We start from the raw sequence: 23,568 nt of genomic DNA, 5'->3' as shown, positions 1-23,568 counted from the left end.
GAATTATAAAAATGAGGGATCGAACCTTAAAAACGATCGATAAAAATAGAAAAACGGTCTACAAAAGTGTAGCTATTTGTGAATAAGGGAAATTAGATAGCAGTAATACAATTGCGCCTGTAGCAAAATGCGCACAAAATTCGTTGCTAGGCTGCAAAATAGAGGAATCACGTCGTCACGCTTCGAAGTGTATAGGAAGATAAGGAGGAGGAATGCGTATGAATACAGCTACGTTAGCATTTACGCCTGTTAATCATACAGGGTGGGGATCAAGTCAAAAGTTGCTTTCGATTGTGCAAGAGATGGCACCAGCGTCCATACTAGTGGTGACTGATCCCGTTTTAGAAGAGATTGGACTCGTACATAAAGTGATCGAACCGCTGTTACAAGCGAACTATCATGTTGAGGTGTATACAGACATTTCCCCTGAGCCACCGCTAGAAGTAGGGGAAAAGCTTGTTTCGTTTACGCGCTCGAAACAGGTTGATCTTGTTGTTGGAATTGGTGGAGGTAGCGCGCTCGATTTAGCAAAGCTCACCGCTGTGTTGTCTGTTCATGAGGGAAAAGTAAAAGACTACCTCAATCTCACAGGAACGAGAGAAATGACGCAAAAAGGGGTTCCAAAAATTTTAATCCCTACAACGTCAGGAACAGGATCTGAAGTGACCAATATATCTGTGCTATCACTTGAGTCGACAAAGGATGTAGTAACGCACTCGCATCTTTTAGCAGACATTGCGATTGTCGATCCTGAGCTGACGCTATCCGTACCGGCACGCGTCACAGCAGCAACGGGAGTGGACGCCCTCACACATGCCATCGAAGCATATTTATCCACACAAGGAAATCCGGTTACAGACGGACTAGCACTACACGCGATTAAGCTCATTAACCGTTCTATCCGAACGGCTGTAGCGGATGGTAGCAACCGTGAAGCAAGAAGTGATATGAGCTACGGAAGCTATCTTGCTGGTCTTGCTTTTTTTAATGCAGGCGTTGGCGGCGTTCATGCGCTCGCATATCCGTTAGGTGGACAATTCCATCTCGCACACGGAGAATCGAATGCTGTTCTACTTCCATATGTAATGGACTATATTCGAAGTCGGGCGACGAAACGATTGGCAGACGTGCTTCAAGCGCTAGAGCCAGGAGCAGTCGTTCAATCTGAAGAAGAAGCGTCTATTCAATGTGTGGAGCTTCTAAAGCAGCTTGTTCACGATATTGGAATACCGACTACGCTTCGTGAGTTTCAAATCCCAGAATCAGCGATTGAGCCGTTGACAAATGATGCGACAAAGCAGACGAGACTATTAGCTCGTAGTCCTATGCCACTTGAACAAAAGGATATTCAAGCCATTTATACAGCTGCGTTTTACGGACAATAAAAAAAGGTCGATGAGTCATTCATCGACCTTTTTACTTATGAATGAGAAGCCACTTTTAAAATAAAGTCTTCGACTACTTTGGCTACGCCGTCATTCATATTTGTATCTGTTACATAGTTTGCTTTTTCTTTAATATCATCAGGCGCGTTGCCCATTGCGACACCAAGACCAGCGAATTCAATCATCGCAAGGTCATTATAGCTATCGCCCATTGCGATTACTTCTTCTTGCTTAATGCCAAGTTCCGTAATGAGCTGGTGAAGGCTTGTACCTTTTGTGACGCCTGCTTCCGTAAATTCAAGGAAAAACGGTTTAGAGCGCATGACGCTAAGTTTGCCTTCTAGTTCTTTTTGGAGCGTTTCTTCTACTTTTGCGAGCTTTTCGGCTTCTTCAAGCATTAGAACTTTTACCACGGGTTCTGTTACAGCCTTTGCAAAATCGTCCACAATTTTGACAGGTAATCCTGTTAAGTCGCTTTCAATATCACTATAAGGATTTTCAACTTCTGTAAAAATTTCATTTCCAACATACGTATGAATACCAACGTTTTCACGCTGACTTAATTCGTATAGGTGTTTCACGGTTTTAGGAGATAGAGTGCTGCTAAATAGCTCTTCTTTCGTACGGCAGTTAATAATTTTTGCTCCGTTAAACGAAAGAATAAAGCTTCCATACTTCTCAAGCTGTAGCTCTTCTGCGACCCATTCCATTCCATAAGTCGGGCGGCCAGAAGCTAAAACAACCTTCACACCTGCTTCTTGTGCTTTCATTAACGCTTCCTTTGTGCGGGGGGAAACGGTTTGATCATCACGTAATAATGTATCATCAAGATCTAGTACAATCATTTTATATTCCATCGATGACATTTCTCCTCTGTTTGTAGTAGTTATGATTGTTAATCCTAACACTGAACCGAGGGCTTGTATAGATGTTCATAAGGAGAATGTTCGGCATATGAGGAAAAAAATACGAAATTAGCTTGTCTTTCAAATGAAAAGGTGTTATATTAATCAAGCGATGAGCTAATTCGTGTAAGACGGACGATATTCCTTCGGGATAAACGTGTGAATGTGGTCACACGGTCTCCGCCTCGAACGCATCAAAGACGTCTGTCACGTACAGGCGTCTTTTTATTTGCATTTTTATTGGTTTTATATAGACAGTCCTGAAAACTTAACTCGGAAAGTCATGTAACTTCATCTTGTCTGTCATCTAAAAGTAGTCTATTATTTGAATAGTAAAAAAATTATGAGCGGGGGAGAGACAGATGATTAAAGCAGTTATATTCGACTTAGATGATACGCTCCTTTGGGATCAGAAAAGTGTGCAGATTGCATTTGAAGAAACGTGTAAGGTTGCAGAGGAAAGGTACGGAGTAGATCCGAGTGTGCTAGAAGACGCCGTTCGAAAAGAAGCGCGTGATCTTTACTCGTCTTATGAGACGTACTCGTTTACACAGCTAATTGGGATCAACCCATTCGAAGGACTATGGGGAGAATTTTCGGATGATCACGAATCATTTCAAAAAATGAAAGAGCTCGTACCGTCTTATCGAAAGGAAGCGTGGACGAGGGGTCTCCAAGCGATAGGCATTGATGATCCTACATTTGGGGAGGAACTAGCGGAGCGCTTTCCATTAGAGCGCCGTAAGCATCCGTTTGTATATGAGGAAACGTTCGAGGTGTTAAGTCAGCTAAAAGGGAATTACCAGCTGTTACTTTTAACAAATGGCTCTCCACATTTGCAAAATACGAAGCTTACGATTACGCCTGAAATTAGACCTTACTTTGATCACGTCATCATTTCAGGAGACTTTGGGAGAGGGAAACCAGATCCAGCTATTTTTGAACATGCGCTAGAGAAGTTAGGCATTGAGAAGGAAGAAGCGTTGATGGTCGGTGATAATTTGATGACGGATATTTTAGGTGCAAATCGGGCGGGAATTCGATCAGTTTGGATTAACCGTCACCAAAAGGAGCGTAACGAAGTTATTCCTACATATGAAATTACCCATTTAGAAGAATTGCTAGGAATACTAGCCTAAATAAAAAAAGTGAGGAGCTCCTCACTTTTTTTATTGAATAATTTCTTGCACTCGACCAACTTGTCCGTCCTGAAGGCGAACTTTAATTCCGTGCGGATGAAAGCTTGAGTTCGTTAAAATATCCTTAACGACGCCATTCGTAAGCTTGCCCGTACGCTGATCTTGTTTTAGTACAATATTGACTTGAATTCCGGGCTTGATGTTTGCTCTCTGCTGTCCGTTCATTTATACACCCGTACGCTTTCGTTGATTGTTGCGCTTTTTCGTTTGCTGACTTTGAAGAGGCTGAGCCGATTTCGCTGCCATTTTATGTCCTTGACCAGCATTTTTCGTTTGCTGTTTATCTGCAAGTTTTTGTTTCATCAGCTCTTGTAGGCTGACTTTTTTCGGTTGATCTGCATTTGACATTCGTTTATTCTCCCTACCATGAAATATAATGTTCTCACATCAATTATAATTCAATTCCGCTCAGAAAACACCTTTGTTTTCCGGAAGAAAAAAACAGACCATCAAAATGACAGCCTGATTTCTTTACTCTTCATCTTTTGGACTGAGCTGTTCTTCCAAATAATCAGCTAAAACTTGCTCACGTTCACGCTCTCGTTCCAATCGTTTTATGTGCCGCTCATCTACGGTTAGGTCAGACGGTTGTCTGCGAGTCCATTTTAAGACCATTTGAATAGCCTCCTTTCTTTTTCCATCACGTTATTTCTCTATAGCTTTATTATATACTGAAAATTCAATAAAATCTAATGCTTTGCAAGATTTTCTGCCACTTTATTTCTGCTGTTTCTATTAGTATATGTATTTCCTAATGGAAACTCTTCTATTCTTTATCGATTTTATTTGCAGAAAAAAAGTTCGCGGACATTGCTTGCTAAATGTGCCTCAACTTCGTGAACAGGTTTTTCGAGCAAACGCGAAAGAGTTAAAATACTTTCTTTCAATAATATTGGCGAAGTAGGTCGATTTTTGAAAGGGCCGTCAAAAGGCCATGGTCCATCTGTTTCCGCTAGAAGTTGTGAAAGAGGAACGCGTTTAGCGAGAAGCTGATCACGCTCGCGATAACAAACTTCGGGTGTGACTGAAACATAATAACCGGCTTCCACGATTTGCTTTACGACTGCAGATCTTGCTTTTAACCAATGAAAATGAGCGTTTTTTACGCCGTGCTTTCGTAAAAGATCAAAAGCAATGGGTGCTCCTGAATGGACGGCATGAAGGATGATAGGGAGTTCATACTCATTTGCTAGCATCATCATGTCTTCTAAAAAAGGAAGATAGGAAGGGAGGTCATTGGAAAACGCTGAGTAATAAGGGAGTCCAACTTCACCGATTGCAGAAATAAGGGATCGTTCTTTTAGGAGAAGACTTTTCCATTCCGTCACATCCTGTACAGAAGGAAGAGCCTCCTCAGGATGAAAGCCGATGGCTGCTGTAATAAAATCAGGGTATTTTTGTTTTAGTAAAAGCGTATCATAGCTTGAACGCAAGTTCGTCGAAACTGCAACGACCCCTTTTACGCCCGCTTCCTGCCACTGTGCAATGGAGCGATCAACATCAGGATATTGATCTAAATGAATATGTGCATCATACATACTGAGACTCCTTACTACCGTTTTCTAAAAGCATAGCACAGCAAATGCTTTGTGCCATTTATTTTGCTTCACCCTATAAAGAGAAGCCATTTTCTCCGCGAGTCGGATTCCAGTGATGAAGGAGTGGACCTTCCTTTCCGAAAATTGGGTCCGTTTTGGGTAGTGGGACCTGCTTAATTCGTCTAAAAATCTTATCTGAGCCTTCTGATTGGTCCGTTTTTACATCGTAGCTCATACCATTCGGATATGCTCCTGCTACCTTAAATTCATCGCTTGATTCTATTAGCTTGTGTCCCGTACCAGCGGGCAAAACGATCACGTCACCGGATTTAATGGCAAGCGTTTTTCCTGATTCTCCACCTAACTGAACCGTCGCATGTCCTTTGATAACTCCTAATACTTCGTGGGCGTTACTGTGATAATGATGGTAGTTGAAAATACCGTTTGTCCAGCTATTGAGCCAAGAGCATTGATTAAAAATGCTTTCTACCTCTACAGACTTTTTTCCAAGCATGTCGTGGTAAATAAGAACAGGCAAGAGAGGGTTATTTGGAATGGTGCCATCATCTTTAAAAAATAGCGTTTGTACATTGTCCATCGGATCACCTCATTAAAATTTTATCATTCTTTTTCCCTAAAATAAGCCAAAATAAAACGTTTCAATAAAATATCTTTAAATAAAAATATTTTTTTGTTGAAATATATCAATTACTTATATATACTTACTTACATAAAGTAAGTTGGTGAACACAAAATAAAAACGAATCAAAAAGGGAGACTTATTTAGAATGAAATTTCAGCGTCCACCTCATACGTATGTCGGCCACACACATTTACTTGTCCAAGATTTACAGCGTTCACTCACGTTTTATCAAGACATCATCGGCTTTCGTGTATTAGAGGAACAAGCGAAGCAAATTACGCTCACAGCAGACGGTCAAACAGCGCTTCTAACCATCGAACAGCCTGCTGGAGTTGCAGCAAAAGAGCCGCGTCGAGCAGGGCTTTATCATTTTGCGATTTTATTGCCAACTCGCTCTGACCTAGCCCGTGCTTTGGTGCACCTATTAAAAAGCGGCTATCCGTTGCAAGGAGCTTCTGATCATCTTGTAAGTGAAGCGATTTACCTAGCTGATCCAGATGGAAATGGCATTGAAATTTATCGTGATCGAGATGATCATGATTGGAAGTGGCAAGGTGATCAAGTTGAAATGGCGACTGCTCCACTTGATGCGGAAGGGTTGCTTACTGAAACAGAAGGAACGGCATGGAACGGACTTCCAAAGGGAACGGTGATGGGCCACATCCATTTACACGTAGCGAACTTACAGGAAGCTCAAACCTTTTATTGTGATGGTTTAGGGTTTGACGTCGTTGCTGAATATGGAAGTCAAGCACTGTTCATTTCAACGGGAGGATACCACCATCATATTGGGCTCAACGTATGGAATGGCATCGGGGCACCCGCTCCTTCGGAAAACAGTGTTGGCGTGAAATGGTTTCAGCTCGTTTTTCCAACAGAAGAAGCAAGAAGCGCAGCTCTAAAAGGAATGGAAGCAGTAGGAGGATCTGTGACAGTAGAAGGAGATACGTTCATTACATCAGATCCTTCTGGCACGCACATTCACTTAGTCGTTCATCATTAATCGAATAGAACAGCGAAGCTTAGAAAAAATAATAAAAAGGTGGTTATTTAAATGGGTTTTTTCACTAAATTATTCGGAGAAGAACAACCAAAAACAACAGAAGGAAAAAAGGATTTTTATGAAGTCGTTCAGCAGCGTCGCTCCATTTATGGCATTAGCAAAGAAAGAGTAGTGTCGGATGAGCGTATTCAAGAAGTCGTTGATTTTGCGGTAAAACATACGCCGTCTGCTTTTAATTCTCAAAGCGCTCGTGTAGTGGTTCTGTTAGGCCAACATCATGATAAGCTGTGGGATCTCACAACGGAAACGCTCCGTACGATCGTACCAGCTGATAACTTTGCTCCGACACAGGAAAAAATGACGGCGTTTGGTAACGGTTATGGAACGGTCCTATTTTTTGAAGATCAGCGAGTAGTGGAAGGCCTACAGGAGCAATTCCCAGCGTATCAAGAGAATTTCCCTATTTGGTCACAGCAGTCCTCTGGTATGCTTCAGTATGTTGTATGGACAGCACTCGAAGTAGAAGGATTTGGCGCAACGCTTCAGCACTATAATCCAATCATTGATGATGAAGTAAAAGCAGAGTGGGGGATTCCATTTGAATGGAAGCTCATTGCGCAAATGCCTTTTGGAAAGCCGGTCGCACCTGCAGGAGAAAAGCAATTTTCAGCTTTAGAAGACCGTGTGAAATACTTTAAATAAGAAAAATGAGCTGATCAATGCCGATCAGCTCATTTTTCTTTTTCTTCATTCTTTTCTTCCACACGTTCTTTGTTCAACAGTGCTCGTTTATCCATATCATGATCCTCAGCGAATTCTGTTCCATAAGCCAAGTTTGGGCTAAATACAGACGGAGCACTCGTTTCAATATGCTCATCTAATGTGGTATCTGATAAATAACGGTGAACGAATACTTCAACAGAGGTAACGATTACTGCTGAGATAATGCTTCCCCATGCTACTTGCATGTAGTTATTCAATAAGATACTTCCGAAGATCCACACGCTCATATAAGTAAACGTGAAGTCGACAATGGTCGCAGCCATGCTCCCAAGCTTCGGAAGAATAACACGTTCAACAAGCATATAAGAAAAGAACGTAACAATAAAGGCGAACGTTACGATATCGACAATCGTTGCGCTAAAGAAAAGATCCAACCCAACTGCAAATGCAATCAGTGCAGCAACAAATTTAACTAAAACAGCCGTCATATGTTTCATGTGTACAACCTCCTAATCTGTTACCTATTGTTGGTTAAAAGCGAGAAATTCATACATCTTACTTCGCTAATAGTAATGTTTTTTATCCCGACGAAAAGCGGTAATGGACGTCTTTAAGCCAGCATAACTTCCGATTGCCGCGTAACCATAAAAATAGCCCATAAAGATGCCTGAAATGAGGCTATGTGGATGAGCAAATAAAATAGAAAAAAGCAGTCCTAGAATTAACGCAATTGTTGGAATGATGGGTTTTGGAATCGGGAAAAATAACTTAATGAGCTGCGTGAACACTAATACAAGGGGGATTCCAATAACGGCATCCCAAAAGTTCGTATGGATTATTGGAAAGTTCATGGCGTAATCACCTTTGAAAAACAAATTTTTTATTAGGGTATCCGAGAAGACCGAATTTTAAAAGCATGGAATCAAACAGATTGTTTTTACTCTGATGATGCGTGATATATGATAAAGACAGGAGATAAAGGGAAAGAAGGGTCCGTATGAAAGTTAGTATATTAGATCAGTCCCCCGTGCTAGCAAACGGCACGCAAACAGAGGCGCTACAACAGTCGTTACGTCTTGCGCAGGCAGGCGAACGGTGGGGATATGAGCGTTACTGGATTGCTGAGCATCACGATTTAAAGGGTCTTGCTTGCTCAAACCCTGATGTCATGCTTAGCTATATCGGTGCTCAGACATCTACCATTCGTATCGGTGCTGGGGCGGTCCTGCTGCCGCACTACAAACCGTATAAAGTAGCAGAAACCTATAACATGCTTGCAACGCTGTTTCCAAATCGAATTGATGTAGGAATCGGACGAGCACCTGGAGGATCGGCCGAGGCCACGATGGCGCTATCAGACAACTATTTGGAGCAAGTTCGAATGCTTCCTGATAAGGTGAAAGAGCTTCTTCAATTTTTCGATCACGATTTTCCGAAGGATCATATGTTTTCAAAAATTGCTCCTTCTCCTGTGCCGAGCGTGCTACCGCAGCCATGGATACTTGGAACAAGTGGAAAAAGCGCAAAAATGGCCGCAGAGAATGGGCTACCCTACACGTTTGGACATTTTATGAGCCAGAAAGATGGAAAAGAAATTACACAGCAGTACAAGAGAGAGTTTGAGCCGAAGCGGACGTTGAAAAGCCCGCAAATAATCGTCACCGTATCCGTGATCTGTGCCGAAACAACAGAGGAAGCGGAGCAACTAGCGATGAGTGGTTACTTATGGCAGCTTCAGCAGGAAACAGGGAAATCTACAAGTGGTATTCCGTCTATGGAAGAAGCCCGAAACTATTCTTTTTCGGACAAAGAACAGGAGTCCATTAAAGATATGAAACAAAAAAGTATTGTAGGAAATCCAAAAGAGGTCGTACGTACGCTAAAGAGTCTTCAACAAACTTATCAAGCGGATGAAATGATGATCGTGACAATTACACCGACGTATGAAGCACGCCTTCGTTCGTATGAATTGATCGTCAATGAGCTTAATAAGCATTAAATTTTGTTGCATCAATAAAAGTTGATATAATAACTTGGTGATAAAAAAACAGAAATGAAATGTGGATAAAAACGCGAAAGAACTCTCTGTCACATGTAGACAGAAGAAGGGGGATTTCTAATGTCAGAAAAAAAACAAGGAAAGTTAAATGAAGCAAAATGGTCCGTTTTGGATCTTTCACCGATCGTTGTCGGAGGAAGCGCGGGTCAATCGCTACAAAATACGTTAGACCTTGCACAACACGCAGAGAAGTGGGGCTATAACCGCTACTGGCTAGCAGAGCATCATAACATGGCGGGGATTGCAAGCTCTGCAACCGCAGTAGTTATTGGACACGTTGCAGGCGGAACATCAAAAATCCGCGTCGGGTCCGGTGGAATTATGCTACCAAACCACTCACCGCTCGTTATTGCCGAGCAGTTCGGTACGCTTGAATCTCTTTATCCAGGACGCATTGATCTAGGACTCGGGCGCGCACCAGGAACAGATCAAGTAACGGCACGTGCTCTTCGCCGTGACTTACACAGTACGGGAGAAGATTTCCCAGATCAGCTTGATGAGCTTCGTGAGTATTTTAATCCAACGGAAAGAGGTCCTGTGCGTGCCATTCCAGGTGAAGGACTTAATGTACCAATTTGGCTATTAGGCTCAAGCGGATTTAGCGCTCAGTTAGCGGGGCAGCTTGGTCTTCCGTTTGCATTTGCAAGTCATTTTTCACCAGACTACACGTTAACGGCACTTCAGCTTTATCGTGACAGTTTCCGACCATCAGAAGTACTTGATAAACCGTATGCGATGGTTGGGGCGAACGTAATTGCGGCTGACACAGATGAGAAGGCGAAATTCTTAGCGACATCGATGCAACAACAATTCTTAAACTTAGTACGCGGACGTTCAGGCCCGCTGAATCCTCCTGTTGAAAATATGGAATACTTATGGAGTGACTATGAAAAAGCAGCGATTCAGCGTCAGTTAGGCGCTTCAATCGTAGGAAGTCCAGAAAAAGTAAAAGAGAAGCTTGAAGGTTTCCTAGCAGCTACACAGGCGGACGAGGTGATGGTCAATGCACAAATCTTTGATCATCAGGAACGTCTACGTTCATACGAAATTGTCGCAGAGCTTGCCAAAGGAAAATAAACTCTTTTACAAATGATACTAGGAGATGACGAACATGAACTGTAAAATTAACCGCAATGCAGCAAAGCAGATCAAGAAAATGCTTGAAAGTGAAGAAGCAGAAGGAAAAATGATCCGCGTCATTGTTACAGAAATGCACGGAGATCACGCACATTATGATCTTTCGCTTGATACACCAACAGAGCACGATGAAATTGTTAAAACAGACAAAGATATTGATGTGCTTTTAGATACGCGTGAAGAGTTCCTAGATGGCGTCTGGATTCAATATTTCTACGTGCCACAAGAAGGGTTTGTTATTACAAACTCACAAAAAGGACATCATCACCATTAATACAACAGAACGCACTGGAGGAGAAACAATGAACGAAAAATATGCACCGCTATTTCAACCATATACAATTGGTAACGTTGAGGTAAAAAACCGCCTTTCACTCGCACCAATGACAAACTTTTCATCAAATGAAGATGGAACGGTATCAGATGCAGAAGTAAACTACTACATCCGCCGCTCAAAAGGTGTGGGTATGGTCATTACTGCTTGTACGTATGTAACAGACACAGGTAAAGGGTTTCCTGGGGAATTTGCAGGACATACGGATGACATGATCCCAAGTCTTCGTCGTCTTGCAACGGCGATTAAAGATCAAGGAGCAAAAGCTGTGCTTCAAATTTTCCACGGTGGTCGCTTATGTCCGCCAAACCTTGTACCGAACGGCGAAATTTTAAGTGCAAGTGCTGTACCTGCTGAGAATCCACGCGGCGCAGGAGATCTTCCAACACCACGTGCGCTTACAGAAGAAGAAATTCAATCCATCATCCGTGATTTTGGTGAAACAACTCGACGTGCAATTGAAGCAGGGTTTGATGGTGTTGAGCTACACGGAGCAAATGGTTATCTTATTCAACAATTCTTTTCTCCACACTCAAACCGTCGTGAAGACCGTTGGGGAGGCAGCTTAGAAAATCGCATGGCGTTCCCTCTAGCTGTTGTGGAAGAAGTGGAAAAAGTAGTTGCAGAGCATGCAAAAGAACCGTTTATCGTTGGATATCGTTTCTCACCGGAAGAGCCAGAAACACCTGGTATTACGATGAAAGATACGCTTGCGCTTGTTGATGCACTAGCTGAAAAGAAACTTGATTACTTACACGTATCATTAATGGAATATTGGTCTGCCCCGCGACGTGGTGTAGAAGATACACGCTCTCGTCTTGAAATTATCCAAGAGCGCGTTGGTCACAAAGTACCTGTAATGGGTGTTGGATCTATCTACACAGCAGACGATGCGATCAAAGCGTTAGAAAGCGGCGTACCGCTACTTGCGATTGGTCGTGAGTTAATTATTGATCCAGATTGGGTAGAGAAAGTAGAAACAGGAAGAGAGCAAGAGATCGTAACGAAGCTCAGCAAAAACGATCAAGAACGTCTAGTTATTCCTGATCCGCTATGGCAAGCTATTTTAAATGCCCCAGGCTGGTTCCCGATGGCTGACTAATCTCTCTTAAAAAGGAGTGTCATCAATGACAACAGAAGTTCGTTTAAATGAAGTAACGATACAGGGTACAGATTTTCACCATGAAACGGTGACGGACTACACGACAAATAAAAGCTTACACAAAGTCCACTTTTCATTTAAAGTGAAAAGCGGGGAAGAGTACCATGATATTACGACGTTACTCTACAAGCAAAATTTTGATGTAGAAGTACCGAAGGAATCATTACAATTTAAAGGAACCATCACCAATTACTCTACGTCCGTGACGAATTTGTACGAAGCAAATAACGTTGGCGACTTTTATGTAGAGCTAACAGAACGAACGTAAGTTTAAAGGCACTGCGAGAGCGCAGTGCCTTTTCTATTGAAAAGATAAATACGCGCAACAAAATAAAAATCAGAATTTTAAGTTAATTTTCTTTCAAAAGTGATGAGAAGTAGTTTAAAATGAACAATAGAGAGCTATTTTTATCGTTCACAAGGAGTGATGGCATGAAAGGAAATGAATGTAGGGCATTTATAACAGGTGGTGCTTCGGGTCTTGGTGAGGCAACCATCAAAATGATTATCGAAAATGGTGGAAAAGCAGTCATTGCCGATGTGGCAGAGGAAAAAGCTGAGCGGTTACGTAAGGAGCTTGGAGATCGCGTGTGGTTTGTGAAAACAGATGTCACGAGCGAGAATTCTGTTCAGGAAGCGCTACAGGAAGCAGTGAACCTGATGGGCGAGGTGAATGTAGTTGTGAACTGTGCTGGGATTGCCATTGCTGAAAAAGTTGCAGGCAAGCGTGGTGTACACTCGTTAGAAAGCTTTTCACGAACCATTTCAATCAACTTAATTGGCACGTTTAACGTCATTCGGCTAGCCGCTGAGAAAATGATTGGTAATGAGCCATCAGATCAAGGCGAAAGAGGTCTCATTATTAATACCGCATCCGTTGCAGCGTATGAAGGACAAATTGGGCAGGCTGCTTACAGCGCGTCAAAAGGTGGTGTAGTCGGAATGACGCTTCCGATCGCGAGAGAACTAGCGTCTCACGGTATACGCGTTGTTAGCATCGCACCTGGTTTATTTCATACTCCGATGTTTGATGCTCTTCCTGAAGAGGCACGCACTTCGCTTGGGAAGACGGTTCCGTTTCCTTCTCGTCTAGGGCTTCCAGAAGAATATGCGCATTTGGTAAAAAGCATTGTGGAAAACATCATGTTAAACGGTGAAACGATTCGTCTAGACGGAGCAATCCGGATGGCGCCTAAGTGAGGGTAAAAATGATAACGGTTACAAAAAAGATGGGGTGATAATGTTGAGTCACTTATATATTCAAAAGGAACATACGATTTTTAGGAGTGCGCTTCGGAAATTTTTAGACAAAGAGGCGTATCCATATTACGAGCAGTGGGAAGAAGATCGGATGATTCCGAGGTCGTTTTGGCGAAAGCTTGGAGACAATGGCTTCTTGTGCCCAGAAGTAGACGACAAGTACGGAGGAAGCGGCGTTGATTTTGGATTTTCGGTTATCATCAATGAAGAGCTAGAACGAGTAGGCTCGGGGCTTGTTGGGATAAGTCTTCACAACGACATCGTTATTCCGTATATTACCGCCTATGGAACAGACGAGCAAAAAAGACGCTGGCTTCCGAAAAGTGCCACAGGGGAGATCATTACAGCGATTGCTATGACAGAGCCGGGAACGGGATCAGATTTGGCCAACATTCGAACAACGGCTAGGCGTGAAGGCGATCATTATGTGATAAATGGTCAAAAAACGTTTATTACAAATGGTATCCATGGTGATCTGGTTATTGTCGCGTGTAAAACAGATCCGGATGCCGTACCCAAGCACAAAGGAATTAGCCTTATTGTTGTTGAACGAGATGCACAAGGCTTTTCAAGAGGACGAAAGCTACATAAGGTGGGACTACACTGCCAAGATACGGCAGAACTAATCTTTGAAGATTGTATTGTACCGAAAGAAAACCTGCTTGGACAAGAAGGAAAAGGATTTCAATATTTAATGGAAAAGCTGCAGCAGGAGCGGTTGATTGTAGCACTAGCTGCACAAGTGTCATCAGAGACCATGCTAAATCAGACCATTCAGTACATTAAGCAGCGTGAAGCTTTTGGAAAGGCGATTAGCAAGTTTCAAAACACGCAGTTTAAAATTGCTGAAATGGCGACAGAAGTCGAGATGGGAAGAACGTTCATTGACCAGCTTATTGTTGATCACATGAATGGAAAGGACATTGTGACGAAAGTATCAATGGCAAAGTGGAAGCTAACAGAAGTAGCACGAAACATTGCGACAGAATGCATGCAGCTACACGGCGGATACGGATATATGGAAGAGTACGAGATTGCAAGACGATACCGTGACATTCCAGTTGCAAGCATTTATGCAGGAACCAATGAAATTATGAAAACGATTATTGCCAAAAATGTAGGTTTATAGAAAGGGGATTGCAGGATGAGAGAAGTCGTTATTGTTGAAGGAGTACGAAGTGCAGTCGGTAGACGAAACGGAGTGTTCAAAGATATCCGTCCAGATGATTTAGCAGCAGATGTGTTGAAGGGATTAGTAGAACGTGCGGGGATTGATCCTGCGCTTATAGAAGACATCATTTTTGGGTGTGTGACACAGTCAGGGGAGCAAGCGGGAGATATCGCTCGGGTTTCAGCACTTATTGCCGGCTTTCCAATCGAGGTTCCTGGAACGACGATCGACCGACAGTGCGGATCAAGTCAGCAGGCCGTTCACTTTGCGGCACAGGCTATTTTGTCAGGAGATATGGATGTCGTCATCGCTGGTGGTGTAGAAAGCATGTCTCGTACACCGATGGGCTCTAATTATCAAGGGGCGCCTCTTAGCGAGAAGCTTAAGGAGAAACATCACATGGTTCATCAAGGCGTATCGGCTGAGCTTATTGCTGAGAAATATGGCTTCACAAGAGAAGAGCTCGATCAATTTTCACTGCAAAGTCATCAAAAGGCATTAAAAGCACAGGCTGAAGGACGCTTTGAACGTGAGATCTTACCCCTTCAAGTAACGCTGGAGGACGGAACGATTGAAACAGTTAAGCAAGATTCTGGTCCAAGAAAAGAAACATCGCTAGAAGCGCTCGGGACGTTAAAAACGGTATTTAAAGAAGATGGAGTCATTCACGCTGGAAATGCAAGTCAAATTAGCGACGGCGCGGCCGCACTATTGCTTATGTCCAAAGAAAGAGCAGAATCGCTTGGATTAAAACCACGTTTCCGCGTTCATACACGTGTCGTCGTCGGCTCAGATCCAACGCTCATGCTAACAGGTCCTATTCCAGCCACTCAAAAAGCATTAGAAAAATCAGGCCTTTCACTAGATGAGATTGATATTTTTGAAGTAAACGAAGCGTTTGCTCCTGTTGTAATGGCATGGCTAAAAGAAACAGGAGCTGACCCTGCAAAACTAAATCCAAACGGAGGGGCTATTTCACTAGGACATCCACTAGGAGCGAGCGGAGCAAGAATTATGATTACAATGATGCACGAGCTAGAACGAACGGGCGGACGCTTCGGACTACAAACAATGTGCGAAGGCCACGGAATGGCCAACGCGACGATCATCGAACGCCTAAGTTAAGAGAAATATTTAGTTGTGGATGTCACGTTCCAAAAGAACGTACACCTCACAACAACCGCCTCAGGAATTCACCCTCAAAGACCTACATAAGCGGATGACATCAGCCCGAAAGGGAAGATGTCATCCGCTTATGCTTACCAACTGGCCCCTGACAAGCATTCCGTCAGGGGCCAGTTGGTAAGTGAATCCAAATTAAGGGGGAGACCTTATGTCGATGACGATTGGAAAGATGTTTGACCTCACAGTAGCCAAATACCCACACAAAGAAGCACTCTACGATGTGCGTAAAAACGTTCGCTACACATACAAACAATGGAGCGATCAAGTAAACAAACTCGCACAGGCTTTTACACACGAAGGCGTTAAAAAGGGAGACCGTGTGTCCACCTACTTGTTTAATACGGAAGAACTGGCAACGGTCTTATTCGCCTGTGCGAAAATCGGGGCGATCTTTAACCCGATTAATTTCCGACTTATGTCAGAGGAGGTATCCTACATTATTGCGGATGCAAAACCGAAAATTGTTTTATTTGAGCAAGCACTCTCATCGACGATTTCCCCCATTGCAGATCGATTTCATCAGACGAGCTTTTGGTGCATTGACGACACGTCGATCCCTTATGCAAAGGATTTCTACACCGTTTTGTCTAAGCAAGATTCAGCCCCCGTTACAGCAGAAGTAAGTGAAGATGACGTGTATGCCATCATGTACACAAGTGGCACGACTGGAAGACCAAAAGGGGTCCTACATTGTCACCGAGACATGATCGAGCAAAGCCTCATTGTCTGTCATGCGACTCACTTAAACAAACAGGACCGAGGCCTTGTAACAGCCCCAATGTTTCATTGTGCAGAACTTCATTGTGCCTTTTTACCACGTGTCCACGTAGGGGCACACAGCACGATTTTACACCAATTTCATCCTCAAAAAGTGCTCCAACTCATCGAAAGTGAAAAAATCACCAAACTGTTTGCCGCACCAACCATGTGGAATATGATGATTCAAGAAGACGTAACGCAATATGATTTAAAAAGCTTGACGCTCGGCTTATACGGGGCAGCTCCGATGGCTCCGGCTCTTGTTCGTGCCTGCGAGAAGAAGCTCGGTGCGAAGTTTGTCCAAGCATATGGAATGACGGAAATGGGACCTGCGATTACGTTTCTCGGTGAAGAGGATCAAATTAGTAAGTCAGGATCAGCAGGCCAAGCTTGCCTTAATCATGAGATTCGTATTGTGAAGCCAAATGAACACGGCCCTTCTGATCCAGAGGATATTTTGCCTCCAGGTGAAGTCGGTGAAATCCTTGTACAAGGTCCGTGTGTGATGCAGGGGTATTTTAATCTAGAAGAAGCGACTAAAAAAGCCCTGTACAAAGGCTGGTATCACTCTGGAGATATTGGTTACCTCGATGAAGATGGCTACTTGTTCGTTCAGGACCGAGTAGACGATATGATCATTAGCGGGGGTGAGAACGTTTATCCTCGTGAAATTGAAGACCTACTTTTTGAGCATGAAGGAATTTTGGATGTAGCGGTCATAGGAGAACCACATCAGAAGTGGGGAGAATCAGTGACGGCATTTGTCGTTCGTAAAGATCACACGCTCACGGAAGAGGAGCTCGATTTATTCTGCAAATCAAGTGACAAACTCGCCAATTATAAGAGACCGCGTCGCTACATATTCTGCGAAGCACTCCCGCGTAATGCGAGCGGTAAGATTCAAAAATTCGTTCTGCGTAAAGAGATTGAAGAAGCGGTAGAAGGTGTGTGAAAATCGTAACCGTTCAATGAAAAGCGGTTACGATGAGCTTTCTATGTGATACGTTTGGTCCCTTCGAAACATATGGAAATGCTTAAGAGCTTTCCATATGTTTTTTTGTTCTGTGAACAAATTACGAACCAGCGTTGCTTTTTTTATACGAAACAGCCGCCTAATATTCGCACTCGGTATATCGGTTTTGCTATAATCTTCCTAACAGAGATACATAACCCCTTTTTCAAGGATTCGTTCTCTATCAAATACATAAAAGGAGGTTCAACATTGAGAGGGAAATGGATTCAACTTATTGCTGCTGTATCAGGACTTGCCTGCCTGCTTTGGCTAGTCGGACTTGGCTGGTCCTTATATGAATATCTTCGTGTACCGGCAAATCCCCCTGCAATTGCTTCAAAATCTGTTGAGACGGATAGCAAGGCGAAACAAGATAATCGTTTCAACATCATCGCGATCGGTGACTCCTTAACAAGAGGAACAGGTGACTCAACTGGAAAAGGATACGTTGGAAATGTAAAAGATAGCCTTGAAGAAAAAACAGATCGCAAAATATACCTATCAAATCTCGGTATCAAAGGGCAACGTTCCAATCAGTTGCTACAGCAGGTCAAGCAGCCAGAAGTACAGCGCCAGCTAAAAGATGCTGATGTTATTATGATGACAATTGGTGGAAATGACCTTTTCCAAAGCGGGCAAACGCTTGTTGATCTGAATTTGAATAATGTCAAAACCCTTCAAAATCAGTACTTAAAAAACGTGAATAGTATTTTAAGTACGATGCGTGCTGTGAATAAAGACGCAACGATTTTCTTTATTGGGTTATATAATCCGTTTATTAAAATGGACAATGCGAATCAAACGTCATCGATTGTCCGGGAATGGAATTTTAAAAGCGCTGAGCTGAGCGCAAAGTACCCAAAAACGGTATTTGTACCAACGTTCGATATTTTTGAACTAAAAGTAGACGATTATTTATACTCAGATCATTTTCATCCGAATGCGGAAGGCTACAAGCTCGTGGCTGATCGGGTGGCATCATTGATTACATGGTAAAGGAGGGAGAGGCCGTGAGTAGCGTAACATTGTCTGTTAAAGGATTAAAAAAGAGAATTGGCAAACGCGACATTATTAAAGGCATTGATTTTGAATTGCGAAGCGGAGAGGTTTTTGGATTTTTAGGACCAAACGGTGCGGGTAAAACGACGACGATTCGAATGCTTGTCGGCTTAATTCGTCCTACAGAAGGAAGCATTCATATTTGTGGGAAAAATGTAGCAACTGATTTTACAGAAGCTATGAGTAACTTAGGATGTATTGTTGAAAATCCCGAGCTTTACCCGTTTTTAAGCGGATGGGAGAACCTACGTCACTTTGCGAGAATGCTTCGCGGGGTAGGGGAAGATCGTATTATGGAGGTCGTGGAGCTTGTCGGTCTAGAGGCAAGAATTCACGATCGTGTAAAAACCTACTCTCTCGGAATGCGTCAGCGTCTCGGAATTGCTCAAGCGATGCTTGGAGATCCGAAAGTGCTTATTTTAGACGAGCCAACAAATGGATTAGATCCGTCCGGGATACGTGAAATGCGTAAATTTATTCGTTCACTAGCGGAGGAGCAAGGTCTGAGCGTGCTCGTTTCGAGTCACTTATTAAGTGAGATTCAGTTAATGTGTGACCGAGTGGCGATCATTTCAAAAGGGCAGGTTCTTCATACAGAATCCGTCAAAACATTATTGGCAAGACAAGAAACGCTCATTTGGAAAGTGACCCCGTATGAAAAAGGAAAAGAGATTCTCGAACAGCTTACCGAGTCGGTAAAGGAAGATGGGGCTTATTTAATTACTCCTTATGAAGATGATGAAGTAGGGGTATGGAATCAAAAGCTAGTGGAAGCGGGCGTAACGGTGCAAGAGATGAATCACAAGCTCCCGACGCTAGAAGATCTGTTCCTGGAAATGACGGGAGGAGAGTCTATTGGCTAATTTACTGTATAACGAAATGCTGAAGCTTGTAACGAAAAAGCGGCTTGTTGTTGTCGGGCTAATTATGGCGGTTCTTATCGGGACGTTCACGTACGCACAGTATAAAGAGACCGAGCGTTTGCGCGAAAAATTAGGAACAACCGACTGGCGCTCATCTCTACAACAGCAAATCGTGGATACACAAAATCGACTAAGCGGCAGTCAAATTTCAGATGAATGGAAAAAGCAGCTGCAAATTCGTGTAACACAGCAACAGTATTACTTGGATCATGACATCAATCCAACTGAGCCTGGGGCACCAACGTTTGTAAGAGGGTTTATTGAAAATGCCATTCAGCTTCTGCTTCCGCTTATGGTACTCGTCGTCGCCTCTGACATCGTGTCGTCTGAAAATAGTATGGGGACGATCAAGCTTCTGTTGACACGACCTGTGCGGCGGTGGAAGATCTTAATGAGCAAATACATGACCCTGGTGTTAGCCGTATCCATCATTGTTCTTATGTTTGGTGCTCTTGCGTATCTCATATCGGGAATCGTATTTGGCTTTACAGGTTGGTCAGCACCTGTGCTGACTGGTTTCACCGTTCAATCAGGAGAGCTTAATACAGCGGGAGTACATCTTGTACCACAGTGGCGTTACCTGCTGATGGAATTTGGTCTAGCGTGGTTCGTGTCGTTAGTGGTCGGTACGTTTTCTTTTATGTTCTCTGTGCTTATTCGAAGCACGGCTGCCGGTATGGGCGTTATGCTTGCCTGTCTAATCGCGGGTACCATCTTAAGCAACATGGTGTCCTCATGGGAAACGGCAAAATATTTATTCGTTGTAAACTTAGATTTAACGGGCTATTTAGCTGGAAGTCCACCACCAATTGAAGGCATGACGTTAGGGTTTTCTTTAATTGTTTTGGCTATTTGGGGCGCGGCGGCCTTTATTACGTCATTTCTCGTCTTCACAAAACGAGACGTTTATTAATGAAAAACGGATTTTTAAAAAAACTTCGCAAGTGTTGAAACTTTGCGGAGTTTTTTTGCGTCTATATAGTATCAGGTCACATAAAATTCTAAAAGCCCTCGTTCGTTTTCTATTTGTTGATCTCGTTATTTGTACCGCTTTTCCGATACAATAACCATCATATTGAAAAAAATGCGAAAATAAAGATTAAAGAAACAAAAGGCGGGTAAACATGAAGTATAAGAAAAAAATGATTCATTGAAAAATTTTGCAGGACTCAACAAATAAAAGACGAATGAAATTGGTAAAGGAGAGGAATATAAATGAAAAAAACGACACTTGCTTTAGGAACTTTTTTACTTTTAGGTTTCTCAACTGCTAGTACGTTAACTCCAATTCATGCATCAGATACAGCTCAATCTAAAGTACAAGCCGTCCAACCTACTAGTGAGAAAGAATACGATACATATTATAAAATTTTGAAGAAGTATCAGCAGTCTAAACAACCCGTAACAGACATTGCTGATCTTTACGAAGCAGCACCGCCGAAAATTAAAAAAATGATTGATGATAGCTACAAAAAAACGGGATCAGACGCGGCTGCCATGAAAAAGCTAGGCATTAAGTACCCGGAAGAATAAAAATAAAGTGAAGGCCCCTTAGAAGAGGGGTCTTTTGTTTGTTAAAAATATTTCGCGAACTTGTATAAAGAGTCTTATGTTAGTACGGTTTGTTTAATGAAAAAAACGCGTTATAATGGTAAAGAAATGCAGACAGGCTTGAAAAATACATAAGAAGCAATGTGAAAATGTGGTTTACGGGGGGAATTACCAATGGATCTTGAATCACTCGGAATTATTGAGCATGAAATTGCACTACTTGTACGGCTCACAACGGCCTACAGTCCAAAGTTGGGTACGCTTGACCGCTCAGAATATTTACTTCTCAGTCAATTAGAGCAAAAAAGTCCGCTCGCAATTAATGAAATTGCGGAACAATTAATGCTCAATCTTTCAACCGCCAGTAGGCAAGTGGCAACGCTAGAAAGCAAAAAACTGATTTCGCGCTATCCCGATCCGAAAAACGGCCGAGTAAGTCTGTTAGAAATTACAGCAGAAGGAAAGCATATTTTAACACTTGTGCAAAAAGCGAGGCAAAATGCTTATGCTGAAGTGCTTGGTGAATGGACTGAGGAAGAATTAAAGGTATTAGAAACCAATTTAAAACGACTGAATCGTGATTTTAAGCGCTGGGGCAGATAGAGAGGGAAGAGACGAGTATATGGTTATGCTAGTCTCTTTTTATGCTGTCATAAATTTGTCATAAATTTTCTCGGCAAAAGTGAAGCTAATCTCTTTAACTTGTTGCTCGCAAGTTGTATAATACAACTTATGCAATGGAAGTTTAGCTGATAAGGGTAAATGATGTATCTTCTGAAACCGAATTGAAAGCTGAAATAGTATTAAGTAAACATATAAACTTAAGACCTTTCACCATTGATGGACATGTTTGTGAATAATTTCACTTATATAATATCATGTCTAAACGTAAATATTAAAAACTAAAAAGGAGGAGCTTGCATGAGTCAAACCCAGACCGCACCGGCTGAGAGAAAAAAGTTTACCATTCCAAAATACTTGGTCGTAACGATTTTAACGATCCTTGCAGTAGGTCCACAGTATTTTACAAACCTGGCTTACTCGGTCAACCAAATTGTGGTCCAAGGCGGACTGAATTTAAATGGGAATAAAATATTATATCCTTCCATTTTATCAAATTTAGCTTTCGCACTCGGTGTACCATTAGGACGAGTATTGTCTAGAAGGTATGGATTACGACCTACCTATTTAATTTTAATTTCGGCCTTTTTAGTCGGCTCAATTTTGAATACATTTTCTGCTGACATTGGGTTATTAATTGCGGGTCGAACCATTCAAGGATTGACGGCTGGTATGTTATTTTTAACGATTATTCCCGCAACGTTAATTTCATTCCCAGGCCATATTCGAAATTTTTTCTTATTCTTTATTATTAGTGGTTTATTTGGTTCATCAGCAGTTGGGGCATTTTTTGGTGCGCTATCACTAAGCGTTGATGCTTGGCGCTGGTTATTCTCATTAAACATTGTAACTGCGGTAATTTGTTTAGTGATTGGCCTAATTGTACTACCAAAGCCAACAGAGAAAGAATTAGATCCACGTCCAATTGATAAAACGGGTGTTTTCTTGCTTACGGTTATTACGCTTGTAACGATTTCACCACTGTTGAATTTACAGCAAAAGGGCTTTGATTCTTTATACGTTTGGCCTTTTCTACTTATGGACGTCATTTTATTAGGTTTATTTATTAATGTAGACTCACGCGTATCGAATCCATTGGTTCCGCTGCATTCCCTATGGTCGTGGAAAGCAATGTCAGGAGCCACGATGGCAATTGTAGGCCATGTGGTATTAGTCGTTGCGATTGCCGGTATTAATGGTATTTTACGTAACATTTTGGATATTCCATTTAGGAACTTGAGCATCTTTTATCTTTGGTTCTTCATCGGGATTGTTGCATCAGCTCTTATTTGTACATTTTTATACGATGTCGTTGGAGCAGGAACGCTTGGTATTGTTGGTTCCATTATTATTATCGTGCTTGGCATTGATTGGCTTCACGTTGGATTCTCTACAAGCATCACAACGTTGTATGCACAAATTGCCTTTTTAGGAATTGGTATCAGTATGGCACTTGTATCAGGTGCACTCGGAACGGCGCTTGCAGGAGATCTACATCATGCATCAGATCGTTCGGTTTCCTTACATGCTGTACGTAACTTCCTAGGTGCGATTGTGACGCCGGTCGTCGCATGGTTCATCACAACACGCAATGCCACTCATTACGAAGATATTCGCAATAATGTCATTAATGGAGATCCAGAAGTGACGAATGAATTAACAAAAATGATTCAATATTTAATGGCACAAGGTCAATCGCTGGCCGATGCGAAAACAAATGCTATGTTTTCAGTTATCGTAAATGCGAAAAAAGCAGCCATTTTAGAGGCTTATCACAATACATTCGTATGGATTATTGTGCTAGGAGCTATTATGTTAATTGCCTCAATTGGTAAAGCTGTTACTGGTAAAGGTTTAGGATTACGATCAAAAGAAGAAAAGCCGAAAAAACAAAAACCAGCTCTTCTTCCATCACCTAAAAATGAACAATAAAAAGGAG

The 23,568-nt window shown here is 42.3% G+C and carries 27 protein-coding genes; 19 read left to right on the top strand and 8 right to left on the bottom strand.

What is annotated here, in order from left to right; translation table 11 throughout:
• The first annotated feature begins 218 nt into the window (after window positions 1-218).
• A complete protein-coding gene (locus IE339_RS15490; RefSeq protein ID WP_242168942.1) occupies window positions 219-1,385 on the top strand; it encodes an iron-containing alcohol dehydrogenase in 1,167 nt (388 codons plus the stop codon).
• Between the two features lie 35 nt (window positions 1,386-1,420).
• Here IE339_RS15490 and IE339_RS15485 read toward each other — a convergent pair whose 3' ends face one another.
• Entirely contained in the window at window positions 1,421-2,242 is an 822-nt protein-coding gene (locus IE339_RS15485) for a Cof-type HAD-IIB family hydrolase (protein ID WP_242168940.1), read from the bottom strand.
• 410 nt (window positions 2,243-2,652) lie between these two features.
• Between IE339_RS15485 and IE339_RS15480 the strand changes: the two genes are divergently transcribed.
• The gene (locus IE339_RS15480) at window positions 2,653-3,429 is read left to right on the top strand and encodes an HAD family hydrolase (RefSeq protein ID WP_242168938.1); all 777 of its coding nucleotides are present in this window, start codon (window positions 2,653-2,655) and stop codon (window positions 3,427-3,429) included.
• 30 nt (window positions 3,430-3,459) lie between these two features.
• Here the strand turns inward: IE339_RS15480 and IE339_RS15475 are convergent, their stop codons facing one another.
• From IE339_RS15475 to IE339_RS15455, 5 genes are all read right to left on the bottom strand, one after another.
• A complete protein-coding gene (locus tag IE339_RS15475; RefSeq protein ID WP_053401342.1) occupies window positions 3,460-3,654 on the bottom strand; it encodes a YwbE family protein in 195 nt (64 codons plus the stop codon).
• A complete protein-coding gene (locus tag IE339_RS15470) occupies window positions 3,655-3,837 on the bottom strand; it encodes a hypothetical protein (protein ID WP_242168936.1) in 183 nt (60 codons plus the stop codon). It abuts the gene before it with no gap.
• 123 nt (window positions 3,838-3,960) lie between these two features.
• Window positions 3,961-4,104, bottom strand: a complete 144-nt coding sequence (locus IE339_RS15465) for a hypothetical protein (RefSeq protein ID WP_242168934.1) — start codon at window positions 4,102-4,104, stop codon at window positions 3,961-3,963.
• 167 nt (window positions 4,105-4,271) lie between these two features.
• On the bottom strand, window positions 4,272-5,027 hold the full coding sequence (locus IE339_RS15460) for a TatD family hydrolase (RefSeq protein ID WP_242168932.1): 756 nt from the start codon (window positions 5,025-5,027) through the stop codon (window positions 4,272-4,274).
• Window positions 5,028-5,100: 73 nt separating this feature from the next.
• On the bottom strand, window positions 5,101-5,625 hold the full coding sequence (locus tag IE339_RS15455) for a cupin domain-containing protein (RefSeq protein ID WP_242168930.1): 525 nt from the start codon (window positions 5,623-5,625) through the stop codon (window positions 5,101-5,103).
• Between the two features lie 190 nt (window positions 5,626-5,815).
• On the opposite strand from IE339_RS15455, the gene IE339_RS15450 reads away from it, so the two are divergent.
• The gene (locus IE339_RS15450) at window positions 5,816-6,673 is read left to right on the top strand and encodes a VOC family protein (RefSeq protein ID WP_242168928.1); all 858 of its coding nucleotides are present in this window, start codon (window positions 5,816-5,818) and stop codon (window positions 6,671-6,673) included.
• A gap of 51 nt (window positions 6,674-6,724) precedes the next feature.
• Window positions 6,725-7,375, top strand: coding sequence for a nitroreductase family protein (locus IE339_RS15445; RefSeq protein ID WP_242168926.1), 651 nt, complete (start codon window positions 6,725-6,727; stop codon window positions 7,373-7,375).
• 29 nt (window positions 7,376-7,404) lie between these two features.
• Here IE339_RS15445 and IE339_RS15440 read toward each other — a convergent pair whose 3' ends face one another.
• Together IE339_RS15440 and IE339_RS15435 are read right to left on the bottom strand one after the other, a co-directional pair.
• Complete coding sequence (locus IE339_RS15440; RefSeq protein WP_242168924.1) at window positions 7,405-7,893, bottom strand: YndM family protein; 489 nt, start codon at window positions 7,891-7,893, stop codon at window positions 7,405-7,407.
• A 66-nt stretch (window positions 7,894-7,959) separates the two neighbouring features.
• Window positions 7,960-8,247, bottom strand: coding sequence for a hypothetical protein (locus IE339_RS15435; protein WP_242168922.1), 288 nt, complete (start codon window positions 8,245-8,247; stop codon window positions 7,960-7,962).
• Between the two features lie 146 nt (window positions 8,248-8,393).
• On the opposite strand from IE339_RS15435, the gene IE339_RS15430 reads away from it, so the two are divergent.
• The 15 genes from IE339_RS15430 (at window position 8,394) to IE339_RS15360 (ending at window position 23,561) form a co-directional block, all read left to right on the top strand.
• On the top strand, window positions 8,394-9,395 hold the full coding sequence (locus IE339_RS15430) for an LLM class flavin-dependent oxidoreductase (RefSeq protein ID WP_242168921.1): 1,002 nt from the start codon (window positions 8,394-8,396) through the stop codon (window positions 9,393-9,395).
• A gap of 120 nt (window positions 9,396-9,515) precedes the next feature.
• A complete protein-coding gene (locus IE339_RS15425) occupies window positions 9,516-10,532 on the top strand; it encodes an LLM class flavin-dependent oxidoreductase (protein ID WP_242168919.1) in 1,017 nt (338 codons plus the stop codon).
• Window positions 10,533-10,566: 34 nt separating this feature from the next.
• Window positions 10,567-10,866, top strand: a complete 300-nt coding sequence (locus IE339_RS15420; protein WP_242168917.1) for an iron-sulfur cluster assembly accessory protein — start codon at window positions 10,567-10,569, stop codon at window positions 10,864-10,866.
• Window positions 10,867-10,894: 28 nt separating this feature from the next.
• Entirely contained in the window at window positions 10,895-12,028 is a 1,134-nt protein-coding gene (locus tag IE339_RS15415; RefSeq protein ID WP_242168916.1) for an NADH-dependent flavin oxidoreductase, read from the top strand.
• Between the two features lie 25 nt (window positions 12,029-12,053).
• Window positions 12,054-12,356, top strand: a complete 303-nt coding sequence (locus IE339_RS15410) for a DUF3219 family protein (protein WP_242168914.1) — start codon at window positions 12,054-12,056, stop codon at window positions 12,354-12,356.
• 164 nt (window positions 12,357-12,520) lie between these two features.
• On the top strand, window positions 12,521-13,288 hold the full coding sequence (locus tag IE339_RS15405) for a 3-hydroxyacyl-CoA dehydrogenase (protein ID WP_242168912.1): 768 nt from the start codon (window positions 12,521-12,523) through the stop codon (window positions 13,286-13,288).
• A gap of 43 nt (window positions 13,289-13,331) precedes the next feature.
• Window positions 13,332-14,477: an acyl-CoA dehydrogenase family protein gene (locus tag IE339_RS15400; RefSeq protein WP_242176214.1), complete on the top strand. Its 1,146-nt coding sequence runs from the start codon at window positions 13,332-13,334 to the stop codon at window positions 14,475-14,477.
• A gap of 15 nt (window positions 14,478-14,492) precedes the next feature.
• Window positions 14,493-15,644 (top strand): thiolase family protein, encoded by a 1,152-nt coding sequence (locus IE339_RS15395; protein WP_242168910.1) that lies wholly within the window; start codon window positions 14,493-14,495, stop codon window positions 15,642-15,644.
• A 208-nt stretch (window positions 15,645-15,852) separates the two neighbouring features.
• The gene (locus IE339_RS15390; protein ID WP_242168908.1) at window positions 15,853-17,415 is read left to right on the top strand and encodes a fatty acid--CoA ligase; all 1,563 of its coding nucleotides are present in this window, start codon (window positions 15,853-15,855) and stop codon (window positions 17,413-17,415) included.
• 270 nt (window positions 17,416-17,685) lie between these two features.
• Window positions 17,686-18,471, top strand: coding sequence for an SGNH/GDSL hydrolase family protein (locus tag IE339_RS15385; RefSeq protein WP_242168907.1), 786 nt, complete (start codon window positions 17,686-17,688; stop codon window positions 18,469-18,471).
• Between the two features lie 14 nt (window positions 18,472-18,485).
• On the top strand, window positions 18,486-19,397 hold the full coding sequence (locus IE339_RS15380; RefSeq protein ID WP_242168905.1) for an ABC transporter ATP-binding protein: 912 nt from the start codon (window positions 18,486-18,488) through the stop codon (window positions 19,395-19,397).
• Complete coding sequence (locus tag IE339_RS15375; RefSeq protein ID WP_242168903.1) at window positions 19,390-20,370, top strand: ABC transporter permease; 981 nt, start codon at window positions 19,390-19,392, stop codon at window positions 20,368-20,370. The genes IE339_RS15380 and IE339_RS15375 overlap by 8 nt, the downstream gene beginning before the upstream one ends.
• Window positions 20,371-20,672: 302 nt before the next feature.
• Complete coding sequence (locus IE339_RS15370; RefSeq protein ID WP_242168902.1) at window positions 20,673-20,990, top strand: hypothetical protein; 318 nt, start codon at window positions 20,673-20,675, stop codon at window positions 20,988-20,990.
• A 192-nt stretch (window positions 20,991-21,182) separates the two neighbouring features.
• Window positions 21,183-21,611 (top strand): MarR family winged helix-turn-helix transcriptional regulator, encoded by a 429-nt coding sequence (locus tag IE339_RS15365; RefSeq protein ID WP_242168900.1) that lies wholly within the window; start codon window positions 21,183-21,185, stop codon window positions 21,609-21,611.
• Window positions 21,612-21,929: 318 nt separating this feature from the next.
• Complete coding sequence (locus IE339_RS15360) at window positions 21,930-23,561, top strand: MFS transporter (RefSeq protein WP_242168898.1); 1,632 nt, start codon at window positions 21,930-21,932, stop codon at window positions 23,559-23,561.
• The last annotated feature ends 7 nt before the right edge of the window (window positions 23,562-23,568 follow it).

It is taken from the genome of Priestia koreensis (assembly GCF_022646885.1).
Taxonomy (GTDB): domain Bacteria; phylum Bacillota; class Bacilli; order Bacillales; family Bacillaceae_H; genus Bacillus_AG; species Bacillus_AG koreensis_A.
Note: the sequence above shows the minus strand (reverse complement) of the source record. Positions and strands in the feature narration are given on the sequence as shown.

Bases quoted from the DNA above. Each gene is read 5' to 3' on its own strand.
- IE339_RS15365 (WP_242168900.1), top strand. From the start codon at position 21,183: ATGGATCTTGAATCACTCGGAATTATTGAGCATGAAATTGCACTACTT.
- IE339_RS15440 (WP_242168924.1), bottom strand. From the start codon at position 7,893: ATGAAACATATGACGGCTGTTTTAGTTAAATTTGTTGCTGCACTGATT.
- IE339_RS15425 (WP_242168919.1), top strand. From the start codon at position 9,516: ATGTCAGAAAAAAAACAAGGAAAGTTAAATGAAGCAAAATGGTCCGTT.
- IE339_RS15415 (WP_242168916.1), top strand. From the start codon at position 10,895: ATGAACGAAAAATATGCACCGCTATTTCAACCATATACAATTGGTAAC.
- IE339_RS15485 (WP_242168940.1), bottom strand. From the start codon at position 2,242: ATGGAATATAAAATGATTGTACTAGATCTTGATGATACATTATTACGT.
- IE339_RS15450 (WP_242168928.1), top strand. From the start codon at position 5,816: ATGAAATTTCAGCGTCCACCTCATACGTATGTCGGCCACACACATTTA.
- IE339_RS15405 (WP_242168912.1), top strand. From the start codon at position 12,521: ATGAAAGGAAATGAATGTAGGGCATTTATAACAGGTGGTGCTTCGGGT.
- IE339_RS15370 (WP_242168902.1), top strand. From the start codon at position 20,673: ATGAAAAAAACGACACTTGCTTTAGGAACTTTTTTACTTTTAGGTTTC.
- IE339_RS15475 (WP_053401342.1), bottom strand. From the start codon at position 3,654: ATGAACGGACAGCAGAGAGCAAACATCAAGCCCGGAATTCAAGTCAAT.
- IE339_RS15455 (WP_242168930.1), bottom strand. From the start codon at position 5,625: ATGGACAATGTACAAACGCTATTTTTTAAAGATGATGGCACCATTCCA.
- IE339_RS15430 (WP_242168921.1), top strand. From the start codon at position 8,394: ATGAAAGTTAGTATATTAGATCAGTCCCCCGTGCTAGCAAACGGCACG.
- IE339_RS15460 (WP_242168932.1), bottom strand. From the start codon at position 5,027: ATGTATGATGCACATATTCATTTAGATCAATATCCTGATGTTGATCGC.
- IE339_RS15360 (WP_242168898.1), top strand. From the start codon at position 21,930: ATGAGTCAAACCCAGACCGCACCGGCTGAGAGAAAAAAGTTTACCATT.
- IE339_RS15480 (WP_242168938.1), top strand. From the start codon at position 2,653: ATGATTAAAGCAGTTATATTCGACTTAGATGATACGCTCCTTTGGGAT.
- IE339_RS15395 (WP_242168910.1), top strand. From the start codon at position 14,493: ATGAGAGAAGTCGTTATTGTTGAAGGAGTACGAAGTGCAGTCGGTAGA.
- IE339_RS15410 (WP_242168914.1), top strand. From the start codon at position 12,054: ATGACAACAGAAGTTCGTTTAAATGAAGTAACGATACAGGGTACAGAT.
- IE339_RS15390 (WP_242168908.1), top strand. From the start codon at position 15,853: ATGTCGATGACGATTGGAAAGATGTTTGACCTCACAGTAGCCAAATAC.
- IE339_RS15435 (WP_242168922.1), bottom strand. From the start codon at position 8,247: ATGAACTTTCCAATAATCCATACGAACTTTTGGGATGCCGTTATTGGA.
- IE339_RS15445 (WP_242168926.1), top strand. From the start codon at position 6,725: ATGGGTTTTTTCACTAAATTATTCGGAGAAGAACAACCAAAAACAACA.
- IE339_RS15420 (WP_242168917.1), top strand. From the start codon at position 10,567: ATGAACTGTAAAATTAACCGCAATGCAGCAAAGCAGATCAAGAAAATG.
- IE339_RS15465 (WP_242168934.1), bottom strand. From the start codon at position 4,104: ATGGTCTTAAAATGGACTCGCAGACAACCGTCTGACCTAACCGTAGAT.
- IE339_RS15490 (WP_242168942.1), top strand. From the start codon at position 219: ATGAATACAGCTACGTTAGCATTTACGCCTGTTAATCATACAGGGTGG.
- IE339_RS15470 (WP_242168936.1), bottom strand. From the start codon at position 3,837: ATGTCAAATGCAGATCAACCGAAAAAAGTCAGCCTACAAGAGCTGATG.